The 12,899-nt window shown below is 71.1% G+C and carries 10 protein-coding genes; 3 read left to right on the top strand and 7 right to left on the bottom strand.

Features of this window, described 5'->3' with window-relative positions; translation table 11 throughout:
- Window positions 1–58: 58 nt before the first annotated feature.
- Window positions 59–658: a hypothetical protein gene (locus PPSIR1_RS11220; RefSeq protein WP_006971166.1), complete on the bottom strand. Its 600-nt coding sequence runs from the start codon at window positions 656–658 to the stop codon at window positions 59–61.
- Between the two features lie 663 nt (window positions 659–1,321).
- On the opposite strand from PPSIR1_RS11220, the gene PPSIR1_RS11215 reads away from it, so the two are divergent.
- From PPSIR1_RS11215 to PPSIR1_RS11205, 3 genes are all read left to right on the top strand, one after another.
- Complete coding sequence (locus PPSIR1_RS11215) at window positions 1,322–4,354, top strand: phosphoribosylformylglycinamidine synthase subunit PurL (protein ID WP_006971165.1); 3,033 nt, start codon at window positions 1,322–1,324, stop codon at window positions 4,352–4,354.
- The gene (locus tag PPSIR1_RS11210) at window positions 4,344–5,255 is read left to right on the top strand and encodes a phosphoribosylformylglycinamidine synthase subunit PurQ (RefSeq protein ID WP_006971164.1); all 912 of its coding nucleotides are present in this window, start codon (window positions 4,344–4,346) and stop codon (window positions 5,253–5,255) included. The genes PPSIR1_RS11215 and PPSIR1_RS11210 overlap by 11 nt, the downstream gene beginning before the upstream one ends.
- 71 nt (window positions 5,256–5,326) lie before the next feature.
- Window positions 5,327–7,423, top strand: coding sequence for an RNA-binding protein (locus PPSIR1_RS11205; protein ID WP_006971163.1), 2,097 nt, complete (start codon window positions 5,327–5,329; stop codon window positions 7,421–7,423).
- Here PPSIR1_RS11205 and PPSIR1_RS11200 read toward each other — a convergent pair whose 3' ends face one another.
- The 6 genes from PPSIR1_RS11200 to PPSIR1_RS11175 form a co-directional block, all read right to left on the bottom strand.
- Window positions 7,424–8,035: a hypothetical protein gene (locus tag PPSIR1_RS11200; protein WP_006971162.1), complete on the bottom strand. Its 612-nt coding sequence runs from the start codon at window positions 8,033–8,035 to the stop codon at window positions 7,424–7,426.
- Window positions 8,036–8,144: 109 nt separating this feature from the next.
- Entirely contained in the window at window positions 8,145–8,759 is a 615-nt protein-coding gene (locus PPSIR1_RS11195) for a Spy/CpxP family protein refolding chaperone (protein WP_157595433.1), read from the bottom strand.
- A 237-nt stretch (window positions 8,760–8,996) separates the two neighbouring features.
- Entirely contained in the window at window positions 8,997–9,464 is a 468-nt protein-coding gene (locus PPSIR1_RS11190; protein WP_157595432.1) for a Spy/CpxP family protein refolding chaperone, read from the bottom strand.
- Window positions 9,465–9,697: 233 nt separating this feature from the next.
- Window positions 9,698–10,585, bottom strand: coding sequence for a bile acid:sodium symporter family protein (locus PPSIR1_RS11185; RefSeq protein WP_006971159.1), 888 nt, complete (start codon window positions 10,583–10,585; stop codon window positions 9,698–9,700).
- A 36-nt stretch (window positions 10,586–10,621) separates the two neighbouring features.
- On the bottom strand, window positions 10,622–11,746 hold the full coding sequence (locus PPSIR1_RS11180) for a sulfotransferase family protein (protein ID WP_006971158.1): 1,125 nt from the start codon (window positions 11,744–11,746) through the stop codon (window positions 10,622–10,624).
- The gene (locus tag PPSIR1_RS11175) at window positions 11,743–12,897 is read right to left on the bottom strand and encodes an SDR family oxidoreductase (protein WP_086001216.1); all 1,155 of its coding nucleotides are present in this window, start codon (window positions 12,895–12,897) and stop codon (window positions 11,743–11,745) included. Before PPSIR1_RS11175 ends, PPSIR1_RS11180 begins: the two co-directional genes overlap by 4 nt.
- Window positions 12,898–12,899: the final 2 nt, after the last annotated feature.

The raw sequence follows: 12,899 nt of genomic DNA, 5'->3' as shown, positions 1-12,899 counted from the left end.
GAGCCCGGGGCGAAAGCCCGGGCTCTTTTTTGATGGTGGCCTTGGGTTGGCGCGGACCCTAGCGGCGTCGGCGGCTGGACTTGCGCAGGTGCGAGGAGCCGTTGCGGGTGACCTTGATCTTGCGCTTGGCCCCGCTGCCCTCGATGTGAATCCAGCCCTTGGTCCGCAGGTGGCGGAGCACGAGCTTGACCTGGTCGGAGGTCAGCTTGGTCGCGCGGACCAGCGAGGGCTCGCTGAGCGGGCCGTCGTCGGCGAGGGCTCGGAGGATGCGGAGGTCGCCGTCGGGGACGTCGGCGCGGCGGCGGATGACGGCGGGGCCGGTGCTCGGCAGGGCCATCAGCGGGTTGCCGTCTTCGTCGTATTCGACGCTCGCGCTGTCTTGGACCTGGCTCTGGGGCCGGCCGGTCTTGCTCGGCGAGGGGCGGGGCGGCCTGGCGACGGCCATGTCGATGAGCTCTTGCACCGACATGTAGCCGAGCATCGGCGCGAGGTGGGGGTTGGCCCGGGTCGCGGCGACGAGCTCGCCGAGGGAGGTCTCGTCGGGCAGGTTGTTGACGACCTGGCGCATGACCTGGAGCAGGGACTGGCGCCACTGCTCGTCGACGACCGCGGTGCGGGTCTGGCTGGGTTCTGGGACGGCGTGCGCTTCAGCTGCCACGTTGGAGTCCTTGGGTGGAGGAGAGCGTCATCATGTGTTCGATCTGTCTGTCGCTGGCGTCCGCGCGAGTCTGCGTGTTCCGCTCTCGCTGGAGTCCAGCGAGGCACGCCGCGTCATGAGCGGGTTGGCTTTCGAGCCCTGTAGAAGAGCGCTTTGCGAAGCGTGACGGCGCTTCGACGAGCGTGGGGTGTCTCAGCGCAACCCCGTCCTGGCTCGCCGCATGGCTCCTGTCCCATCTCGGACAGCGATCCGCCTAGCAATCCGTAGCCGTCGAGGGAAATGGTGCAGGGTGCTCGCGGACCTGTCAAGTGTGCGCGCCCGAGGGGGCGCCCTGGCGCCATTGGATCCAACCGCGCGCACGCCCGCGATGCCACATCGGGCGGCGTCGAAAAGGTGCGATCTCTCGGGGAGATGCGTCTCGCTCCGAGGGCTGTCGTCCGCGCTCTGGGGGCCGCTCGGGCGTGTTGGTGCCAGGCAAAAAAACCATCGCAGGGGGCCTCGGAGCACCAAGGGCCGCAGATGCGCCCGTCGCTCCGCCCCCGCCGGGAGCCTCGGATCGGCGCGGACCGAGCCCCGCGCGCAGCTGAGAATGTCGCTGGACGCACGATTGAAGGCTGCCAGAGGCCATTGACAGCTCGTCGCCCGCGGGGGAGTCATGCGCCCGTGAGCGTGCATCGGCTCGAGATCGAGGTGCGACCGGGGCTCGTGGATCCCCTCGCAGAGGCCACCCGCAAGCGGCTCGAGACCTGGCTCGAGCTGAGCCCGGCGGCCCTGCAGACGCGCAAAAGCTATCACCTCGATCTCGGTCTGAGCGACGAGGAGGCCCAGCGCGTGCTCGAGGCTCTCGTCGATCCCGTCGCCGAGATCGGGGCGCTGGGAATGCTTCCAGACCCGGAGCGCGACGGCGAGGCGCCGTGGATCCTGTCGGTCGGTTTCTTGCCTGGGGTCACGGACGCGATCGGTCACAGCGTCCGTCGTGCGGCGAGCGACTGTCTTCGCCGTAGCCTGGATGGCCATGCCTACAGCTCGACCCTCTATCTGGTCTGGGGCGTCGACGGTCCGACCCTCGAGGCCGCGGCGCGGGAGCTCCTCTACAACCCGCTGATCGAGCGCCACAGCCTCGTCCAGGCGCCGCGCAGCGTCGATCTGCGCGTGCCCAGGGCGGGCAGCGAGCGAGCCCCAGGTGTGGAGCCGGTGGCCCTGCGCGAGGCCGACGACGCGACCCTCGAGCGCATCTCGAAGGAGGGCATGCTCGCCCTGACCCTGGCAGAGATGCAGGCCATCGCCGCGCACTTTCGCGGGCTCGGGCGCGATCCCACCGACGCCGAGCTCGAGTGCTTGGCCCAGACCTGGTCCGAGCACTGCAAGCACAAGATCTTCGCCTCGCCGATCCGTTACGTCGACCCGCAGGGAGACGAGACGCTGATCGAGCGCGGGTTGTTTCGCAGCTACGTGCGCGCGGCGACCGAGGCCGTCGCGGACGCCCGCAAGCAAAGCGGCGCCGACCCGGAGGGCGAGGACTTTCTGGTCTCCGTGTTCCACGACAACGCCGGCGTGGTCCGCTTCACCGAGGCGGACCACCTCGTCTACAAGGTCGAGACCCACAACTCGCCCTCGGCCCTCGACCCCTACGGCGGCGCGATGACGGGCATCGTCGGGGTCAACCGCGACTCCTTCGGCACGGGCCTGGGCGCGGATCTCTTGTCCAACGTGTGGGGCTACTGCTTTGGCGACCCCCGCGGCCCGCTCCGCGATCGCAGCGGCCTGCCCCCCGGCCTGATGCACCCGCGACGGATCCGCGACGGGGTGCACCACGGTGTCATCGACGGCGGCAACCAGTCGGGGATCCCCTATAGCCGCGGCTTCGAGCTGTTCGACGGGCGCTACGCCGGCAAGCCCCTGGTCTACTGCGGGACCGTGGCGGCCATGCCGGTGACCGTCCCGGGCCCCCCTCCCGAGCGGGCGCCGCGGCCGACCGAGGACAAGCCCATCGCCGTCGGCGATCGCGTGGTCATGGTCGGCGGGCGCATCGGCAAGGACGGGATCCACGGGGCGACCTTCTCGAGCGTCGAGCTCGACGAGAGCTCGCCGGTCCAGGCCGTGCAGATCGGCGACCCGATCACCCAAAAGATGATGTGGGACTTCCTGAGCGAGGCCCGGGACCGCGGGCTCTACTCGGGCATGACCGACAACGGCGCGGGCGGCCTGTCGAGCTCCGTGGGCGAGATGGCCGAGGCGACCAACGGCGCGCGCATCGACCTGGCCAAGGCGCCGCTCAAGTACCCGGGCCTGGCGCCCTGGGAGATCCTCATCTCCGAGGCCCAAGAGCGCATGACCGTCGCGGTCCCGCCGGCGCAGCTCGACGCCTTCCTCGAGCTGGCGGCGCGGCGCGAGGTCGAGGCCTCGGTGCTCGGCGAGTTCACCGACGACGGCCGCTTCCGGGTGGACTACGGCGCGCTCGAGGTCTGCGACCTGAGCCTCGAGTTCATGCACGACGGGGTGCCGCTGCCGACCCTCGAGGCCCGCTGGTCGCCGGCGCAGGCGCGGGTGGTGGACGCGGGCGCTGCCGAGGCGGCGCTGGCCCAGCTCGACTGCGGCGCGGCCCTGCTCGACCTGCTCGCGCGGCCCAACCTGTCGGCCAACGACGACCGGGCGCGGAGCTACGACCACGAGGTCAAGGGCCTGAGCGTCATCAAGCCCCTGCTCGGGGTCGAGGGCGACGTGCCGTCCACGGCCACCGCCATGCGCGTGCGCCACGGCCGGGACGAGGGGGTGATCCTCGGCGAGGGCATCCACCCGTGGCTGTCCGACATCGACACCGAGGCCATGGCCCGGGCCTGCGTCGACGAGGGCGTGCGCCGGGTGCTGTGCGCGGGCGCCCGCCTCGATCGCATCGCCGCCCTCGACAACTTCTGCTGGCCCGACCCCATCCAGTCGGCCAAGACCCCCGACGGGCACCACAAGCTCGCCCAGCTCGTGCGCTGCTGCCAGGGCCTCTACGACGCGTGCCTGGCCTACGGCGTCCCGCTGATCTCGGGCAAGGACTCGATGAAGAACGACGCCTTCCTGGGCGGCGTGAAGATCTCGATCCCGCCGACCCTGCTCGTCAGCGTCATGGGTCAGACCCCGGACGTCGGCGCGTGCCTGGACCTCGAGCCGCGGGCCGCGGGCGACCGCGTGTACTTGCTGGGCGCGACGGCCCTCGAGCTGGGCGCGAGCGAGCTCGAGCGGGCGCGGGCGGACGCGGGCTCGCCCCTGCCGCCGACGGATCTGCCGCGCACCGATCTCGAGGCCTGCTGGGCGCGCTACGGCGCCTTCGCGGGGGCTCGGGACGCCGGCTTGATCCGCTCGGCCCACGTCTGCGCCCGCGGCGGGCTGGCCCTGAGCCTCGCCCACATGGTGCTGGCCAGCGGCCTCGGGCTCGAGCTCGAGCTCGACACCGACGGCCTCTCGGCGGCGGCCCAGCTGTTCGCCGAGAGCACGGGCCGCATCGTCTTGACCTGCGCCGAGGCCCAGGGCGAGGCCGTCGAGGCGGCGCTCGGAGCCCACGGTCTCCAGCGACTCGGCCGGGTGGTCGAGGCGCCGACGCTGCGCGTGAGCACGGGCGCTGGTTCTGGCTCTGGTTCTGGCACGGTCATCGACACCACCCTCGCCGCGCTGCGGGGACGCTTTGGGGAGGCGCTTCATGGACTCTGAGCAACACCAGGGACGGAACTTTGGGACCAGCTTCGCCGCCAAGCGGACGGCGATCATGGACGCCTTCGAGCTCGACGGCGCCGCCGAGGCCGTGCGCGTGCTCGTGCCCACGGGCTACGGGCTCAACTGCGAGGCCGAGAGCGCCGCGGCCTTCGAGCTGCTCGGCGCCCAGGTCGAGCAGGTCCACGTCTCCGACCTCCTGGCCGAGCCCGGCCGCCTGAGCCAGGCCTCGATCCTCGTGTTCATCGGCGGCTTCTCCTTTGGCGACCACGTCGCCTCGGGCCGGGTGTTCGCCAACCGGATGCGCTTTGGCCTGGGCCGCGAGCTCGCCCGCTTCATCGCCGACGGCGGCCTCGCGGTCGGGATGTGCAACGGCTTTCAGGTCATGACCAAGCTGGGCCTGCTGCCCGGGGCCCTCGGCGAGGCGAGCCCCGAGGCCCTCGCGCCTCAGCAGGTGTCGATCGTCGGCAACGATCGCCTGGGCTACCGCAACGCCTGGGTGCGCATGCGCGTCGACCCCGAGAGCCCCTGCGTGTGGACCCGGGGCGTCGAGAGCATCGAGAGCCCCAGCCGCCACGGCGAGGGCAAGCTGGTGTTCGCCTCCGACGCCGTGCGCGACCAGCTGTTCGCCGAGCGCCGGGTGCCCGTGCGCTACGTCGACGCCCAGGGCGAGGCGACCAGCGAGTGGCCGGCGAACCCCAACGGCTCGCCGGACGGCGCCGCCGGGTTGTGCGACGCGAGCGGGCGTGTGTTCGGCCTGATGCCGCACCCCGAGGCCTTCCTCTACCCGGAGAACCACCCGCGCTGGCTCGCGCGCCGCTTCGGCGCCGAGGCCCGCCCGGCCTTCGGGCTCGGCCTGCAGCTGTACGCCAACGGCGTGCGCGCGGCGACCCAGACCTGATCCGAGTCACCAGCCCTCCAAATGGTGGGGCGGGGCGGGAGCCCCCGAGCGCGGCGCGTATACTCGGGGCGATGACTCGCGAGGTCGAGGCCCTCCGCGCGAGCGTGCGGCCGCGCATCGCCGTGTTGGGCCTCGCGGTGCTCGGGGCCCTGGGCGCGGCGCTGTGGACGGCCACGCGGGACAGCGGGGAGGGGGCGCCCGAGGAGCGCAACCGCGTCCTGGTCGTGACCCAGGCCGGCGACGTGGACTACTACGCCGTGTTCGAGGAGGGGGGCTTCGAGGTCGAGGTCGATCGCTTCGAGGACTGGCTGGCGGTGGCCGCCGACGTCTTGCCCGAGAGCGAGGCCGAGGGCGCCGCGAAGCTGCTCGAGCTCGCCGACCAGCGCGGCTTTGGCTTCGTGGTGTTCGAGGATCCTTCGGCCGTCGACTGGTCGGGCGTCGAGCTCGAGCCCGCGCCCGACGCCATCGCCGACTTCGAAGCTCGGGACTACGCGGCCGTGAGCGTCGGGGACTTCGCCTTCCCCCACGCGCTGAGCGTCGACGCCGTCGGGGACAGCCCGGTCCTGCGCCTGCCCGGGCACGGCGCCCTCGAGGCGCTGTTTCAGCAGCGCAAGCTGCTGGCCCGGGTCGACGAGGTCCGGCCGACGGTGGCCGAGCTGCAATTCGAGTCGGAGATCGAGGTCGCGCGCCAGATGATCGCCCGGCCGCAAGAGTTCGACGAGCGCATCGCCTCGGCCCAGGGCAAGCTCGACGACGCCCTCGGCCTCGAGACCGGGGTCGTGTCGCTCATGGACACCCTCGAGACCGGGGTGGCCATCCCGGACCCGGACGGGGGCGTGCTCGTGGCCCGCCACGCCATCGAGATCTACAGCGAGGACGCCCAGACCCTCGACCTCGACGTCGGCGACACGATGGTGCTCGAGTGGGTCCCGCCGGAGCTGCTGACGAGCGCGCTCGCGTCCGCCGAGGCGGGCGGCGGGGCCCTGGCGGCGCGCGAGCGCCTGGTCATCGAGGGCGCGCAGCCTTGCGAGAGCCTGCTGGGCGGTGAGCTGGCCATGGCCGAGTCGCCGCGCCTGCACGCGAGCCGCGACGGCGCGACCCTGGGCGTGATCACCCGGGACAGCGAGCTGATGGTGTGGCGGCGCGAGCCGGGCCCGGGCTGCAATTGGCGCGAGCTCGGCGAGCTGAGCTTGCCGGCGAACCCATCGGCGGAGCTCGGCGTCCTCGCCCCGCGCATGGCCGAGGGCGACGCGCTGTTGCTGGCCCGGGCCGAGCAGTCCGGGGACGAGGCCGTGCTCCGGGTGTGGTTGACCGAGGAGGCCTTCGAGCCCGTGGTCGGCGCGGGCGCGACCTTGACCGAGGTCGAGGCGGGCGGGGCGGGCTCCGTCGAGCTGCTGCGCCTGCCCGGCGTGCGCATGGGCCCCCTCGACTTCGTCGATCCCTGGCGCGTGGCCGTGCTGACCCGGACGCCCAGCGACGATCCTCGGGAGCCGGGCGGTCAGGCCCACGCCGTGGAGTTCGTCGATCGTCGCCGCCCCGGGGCGCACTTGCGGGTGCCCACGCAGTTCTTCGCCGAGGGGCGCCAGCTCCTGGACCTGGCCGTGGTCGAGGGCGTGGACGCCGACGGTGCGTTCGCGCCGCGGGTCATCCTGGTCGCGCGGAGTCCCCAGGAGACCATCGAGATCATCGAGCTGCGCCTGCTCGCCAAGGGCGCGGCCCGGGCCGCGCGCGAGCTGGCCACGCCGCCGCGAGGCAAGGGCAAGGGCAAGGGGAACGGGAAGGGGAGGGGCGCGGCGAAGGCGGGGGCGCCCCTGCTGATCACCTTGACCCCGAAAGACCTCGAGGCGCGCGTGCTCGCCAGGCCCATCGAGCCCCGGGGCCTCGCGCTGAGCCCCGCGCAGGCCGGCCCGCGGATGCTGGCCTTCGCCCACCGCGTGGACACCCACCGCCGCGAGATCGGTCTGGTTCAGCTCGACGCGACCGGCGACGCCGGGCCCGAGACCTCCTCGCTGACCCACAACGAGTTCGTCGACTACCACCCGCGCTTTCTCGCCGACGGTCGGGCGCTGAGCTTCGCCAGCTCGGTGCGGGTGTGGGTCTCGCAAGAAGCCTTCAGCACCGCCCGGATCGTGGGCGTGCCCCAAACTGGGCTCGCGCCCGCGCCCTGACTACTGCAGCGGCCAGGGCGTGAGGAAGAAGTCCTGCCCGCCGCCGTGGCAGTTGGTGCACAGCGTGATGCCCACGCCGTCGCCGTAGACCTGGCCCTCGTAGATCTCGTACCAGTACCAGCTGTCGCCGCCCTCACCCTCGGCGACCTTGAGCATGACGGACCAGCCGAGCACCTCGTCGCCGTCGCCGTAGAGCTCCTTGACCGAGGCTCCCCCGACCGCGCTGGTGGTCCCGGCGGTGAGCGACTGGGACAGGCAGTCGTCGACGAAGGTGCGCACGCCGCCGAAGTGCGGACCGCTGCTGGGGTGGACCGCGCCCTCGGCCTGCCAGTCGAGGTAGCTGCCCTGCTCGAGCCAGCTGGACAGGGCCGCGTCGCCCTGGGGGACGCCGACGGGGGAGCAGCCCGTGCCCCCGGTGGTCTCCGAGGACTCCGTGGTGGTCTCGCCGGAGTCGGACTCGGACTCGGACTCGGTGTCGGCCTCGTCTGCGTTGGCGGTCTCGCCTTCGGCGGCCTCCGAGCCTTCCTCCTCCTCGCCCTCGGTACAGGCGCCGAGCGTGAGCAGGAAGAGGGTCGAGAGCGAGAGGGCGGCGATGTCTCGGGTGCGGCGCATGTTCCCTCGGTAGTGCCGCAGGCCCGGCGAGGTTACGCGCGAGCACGAAAAAGCGGACCGCGATGATTCGCGGCCCGCTGGGGGGTGGTGGCTGTGGGGAGCTGTGGCTTCAGCGCGCGGCCTTCTCGGCCTTCTTGGCTGCCCGGGCGGCGCGTCGGCGCTCGCGCTTGGACTTGGGCTCGGGCTTGGCGACGTCCTCGGCAGCGGCGGGGGTGCTCGGGCGGTCGTCGGCGTGGTGGCCCTTGCCCTTGCCCTTGCCCTTGCCAGGCTTGCCCTTGCCGGGCTTGGCCTTGCCGTGCTTGCCCTTGCCGCCCTTGCCCTTGGCCATGCGCTGGGCGGCCTTGGCTCGCTGCTCGGGGGTCAGCTCGGCGTGGACGCGGACCCAGGCGTCGAAGCGGGTCTCGGAGATGGCGTCCTCCCGGGCCTCGATGGCGGCGAACAGGCGCTCCATCTTGGCGGTGTCCGGGCTGTCCTTGGCGTACTCCTGTGCGAGCTCGCGGCGCATCTCCTCGACGGCCTCGCGGTCGGCCTTGGTCTGCTCGCGCAGATCTTGGCGGAACGCCTTCAGGGGGCCGTCCTCCCGATCTGCGCGTGTTTCAGTCCGGTCGCCGCGCTCGGGGGCGGCGTACGCCGTGGCGGCTGCACCTCCGGCGACGCTGCCGGCGATGGCGAGGGCTCCGAGTCCAGTGGCGAGGCGGGTTCCGATCAGGCTGGCGATGCTCATGGTCATGGGTCCTTTTGAAGAGTGGGGAGTGTTCGAGGTGGGTGGGAGTCGTCTCTCCCGGCCACACTCTGATCATTCGCCGCTTCGGGGAGGCGAGCCGTTGGCTGGGAGTCAGCGTCGTGTAAAGTGAGCTGCGCTTGGATTGGGCGGTGGCGAGCTCGGGCGAGTTCGAGCTGGAGGCACGAAAAAACGCGCAGGCTGCATGCCTGCGCGTCGAGGACGGTGGACCGGTGCGGCTCAGCGAGCCTGCTTGTCTTTCTTGGCCTTCTTGCCCTTGCCCTTGCCCTTGCCGTCCTTGCCCTTCATGAGCTGGGCGGCGACCTGCTTGCGCTGCTCCGCGTCGAGCACCCCGTGGAGCTCCATCATCGCGTCCATGCGCCGATCGGCGATGTTCTGCTCGTGAGCGGCGACCTTCTTGGCCAGGCTCTCGAGGGTGGCCTCGCTCGGCCGATCCTTGGCCCACTCGTCGGCCATCTGCTTGCGCAGGTCTTTGATGGTGGCGCGGTCGGCCTTGGTGTCGATGTGCATCTGCTGGAAGACCTGGCCGATCTCCCGCTCCTGCTGATCGGAGCATTGAATCTTCTCGCACATCTTGGCGACGCGCTTTTGGTGCTTGCCCTCACCCTTTTTCGCGTGGGCGAGGCTGGGCAGCACCAGGGCGGCAGCGAGGGCGAGGGCGGGGACGAGGACTCGGCGGCGAATCATGATGAGGAGCATGGCGGGTGGGGTGGGGGAGGGCCGTCGCCCCCGCGTAAGCCGAGCGTAAACGGCTTCGGCGCGCAACTCAGAGACTGTCAACGACTCCACGCCCCCGCTCGCGGGGGCGACCACCAGCCTTCTCGAAGGCACGAACCCCATTGCCCACCAAGCCATAGCGGAGGAGCGGATAGCGACGAAGCGCCCCCGGTTCGCAGATGCCTGTGGGGGTAGAGCAGAGCTCAGTCGGCCATTGCGGGGGCTGGATCGACCCGGCGAGCCCGACGCCCAAGCAGCGCAGCCACACCCGCGGGCAGCAGCATCATGTAAAAGCCCCACACCAAGATGGCGGCGTCGACGGCTGGATCTTCGAAGAAGGTCGCCGAGAGCAGCAGGGCCACGGACAGGTTGCGCACGGTGGTCACCATGGCCGTCGCCATGGCCTTGGACTGGGGCTCGGTCGCCGAGGGAGACAGCCGGCCCAGGCCCAGGGGGAGGACCACCATGGCCACGAGCACGCCGTGGACCACGAGGGACTGCTCGAGCAAGATCTTGCCGCGGGTAGCGAGCATGCCGACGATGATCACCAGCAGCAGCACGTTGGCCGCGGTGCCCATGGGCTTGGCCATGCGCGCGGCGAGCTCGGGTCGCTGCCTCCGCACGAGCATGCCGGTCGCCAGGGGGACCAGCTGGAACACGAACAAGGTCCTCACCATGGGCCAAAGCGGCGTCCCTGCGACGCTCGTGCGGGTCGCCTCGCTCTCGCCGAGGTGGTTGAGCAACAAGGTGAGGGTCAGCGGCGCGCTGACCAGACCGATGACACACAGGATCACCTGGAGCGCCGTGGCGAAGGCGAGGTCGGCCCCAGCGATGCGCGTGAACAACGGCCCGGTCGGCCCCCCCGGGGCCGAGGCGCAGACCATCGCGCCGAGCAAGATGCCCGCGGGCAAGGCCGTGGCGAGGCCTAGGCCGTAGGCGAGGGCGGGCACGAGCACGACGTTGGCGAGCACGGCGAGGACGAGCCACTTGCCCTCGCGCAGTCCATTCCCCAGATCCTCGAGGGTCAGCTCGAGCCCAATGGTGACCATCATGATGACCACCAGCGCGGAAATGGCGATGCTCTGGAGCATGAACGGCTGGAGTATGAGGGATGTTCGTCAGCCTGCCTAGACGGCCCGGAGGCCGCGGGCGGCGAGGGCCTCGAAGCCCGGGGCGCAGGCCGCCTCGAGCTCTCGGCGTTCGCGCTCGGGGAGCTCCGACCATGCCGACCGGCCCGCGCCGATCAGGCCCAGGCAGCCCTCGATCCACGCGCGCGAGGCGGGCTGCTCGGCGGCCTCTGGGCCGCTCAGGAAGGCGTCGAGGATCCGCAGCTGCTCCCGCGGCTGGTTGAGCAGCCGCTCGTAGCTGAGCGTGAGCACGCGATCGCGCTCGAGCGCGTCGAGGGCCTCGAGGCCGCGGATGATCTCGCCCGACCAGTAGTGCCCGCACAGCGCGGGGGGCAGGGAGTAGGCCCAAAAGGCCTCGGCGTCGAAGTGCTCGGGCAAGAGCGCGGCGAGGTCGTCGGGCAGATCGTCGACCTCGCTCCGGTCTGGATCGTCGAAGGGGTCGACGCCGAGGAACTCGACGAGCTGAAAGGCGATGAGCGCCATGCGAAAGCCGATGTGGCGGCTCATCGACAGCGCGGTGTTTCGCCCGTCGCGGACGATGTGGACAAAGCGCGCGTGGGGGAACTGCTCGATCAGCCGGTGGACGATGCGCAGGGTTCCGCCGGAGCGCTCGACCCAGGCCCGCCGGCCGTAGCGACGAGTCAGCCAGCCGAGCAGCGCGCGGTAGTGATCGGCAGCTGGCGCCCGGCCCCAGCCGCGGACCACGGCCTCGAGCTCGTCGAGGCGCCCGTCGACGTCGCCAGCGTGCGCGGAGCCGAAGGGGTCGGCCTCGAGGTGCGGCAAGGTGGTGAGGGCGAGGGCGGGGACGCCCGCGCTGGCCTCGAAGCGACCGCGCTCGAAGTCGTAGAGCACCTCGGGCATGCGCAGGCCGTGGCGCAGCAGCAGGTTCTGGCGCGGGTGCACGCCGGCGACGATGGCCCAAAAGGCGTCGCCGTCGATGGCCTCGGGCGGAAAGCAGCGCGGGATCTGGTTGCCCAGATCGCTGATGAAGGCGAACAGCTCGGACACGCTCAGCTGCTCGGGGTGCCGGCGCAGCATCTGCGTCAGCAGGGTCGATCCGCACCGGCCCGTGCCCACGATGAAGGCGCCGTCGTCGGGTCGGTGGGGACGCTGGGGCAGGCTCATCGCGTCGCCGGCAGGACCGAGCGTCGGGCCTCGAGGCGCTCGACGTACCAGTTGCAAAAGTCGGTCAGCGTGTCCGTGTCGAGGACGAAGGTGCCGCCCTCGTCGGTGCCCGCGGCCGCGTTGGTGTGCGCGCGGGAGAACTGCTTGGGGCCGACGAGGTAGGCCGTATAGAAGTCGACGCGCCGATGAAAGCGCGCGTCGAGGGAGCTGAACTCGTCGCAGGTCTGGACCAATTTGGGGCGCCGAAAACCGGCCAGCTCGAACAGCGTGTCGAGGGTCGAGCCCGTGTTGATCGGTGTGGCCGTGGTCAGGTGGTAGATGCCATCGGGGGCGTCGCGCAGGCTCAAGCGGGCGGCGTCGCGGGCCACGTGGTCGACGGGGATCAGGTTCACCGTCCCGTGTCGATCGGCGCGCACGCGCACGTCGAGGCGCGCGGCGAGGCTGCGCTGGGCTCGCTCCATCGCGCCGCGGAACTTGACCAGCCCGCGCAGGAAGCCGTACATGCCGTTGAAGTTGAGGGCTGCGCGGGTCTTCGAGTGCCCGATCACGATGCTCGGGCGCAGGATCCGGGTCCGCATCGTCGGCTCGGACTGGACCATCTGCTCGGCCCGCACCTTGGAGCGCTCGTAGTGGTTGTTGTTGTGCCCCTCCTCGACGGGTTGCTCGAGGATCGACCCCGAGCGGGTGCCGGCGACGTAGGCCGTGCTGATGTAGTTGAAGCAGCGCGCACCGGCCCGCCGGGCCAGATCGAGGGCGTGCTCCGTGCCCTGGGTGTTGGTCCGGTAGATGTTGTCGGCATGGCGGTCCTGATACTGGAGCGAGGCTGCGCAGTGCCAGAACTCGGCGCCTTCCCAGGGGCGCGAGTCGTCGAGGTGAACGCCGCACGCAGGCTCGAAGAGGTCGCCCGCGATGGCGTGGCAGCGCTGATCGATGGCCGTGTGAATCTCTACACCCTGTGCGCTTTCGAGCGCATACAGACGCGCGACTTTGTGCAGGGTCTCGCGAAGGCGTATACTTGGTTCGATTTCGCCCGGGCGAACGATGGCGAGCACTTCTGCTCGAGGATCTCGCTCCAGAAGCTCCAAAACGATGGCAGAACCGACAAAGCCGGTCGCTCCAGTGAACACGTGAGTCGGGACTAGACGCAGCATTG

Origin of the sequence: Plesiocystis pacifica SIR-1 (genome assembly GCF_000170895.1) — a bacterium.
GTDB lineage: Bacteria > Myxococcota_A > Polyangia > Nannocystales > Nannocystaceae > Plesiocystis > Plesiocystis pacifica.
This window is presented reverse-complemented; position numbering and strand designations above follow the sequence as displayed.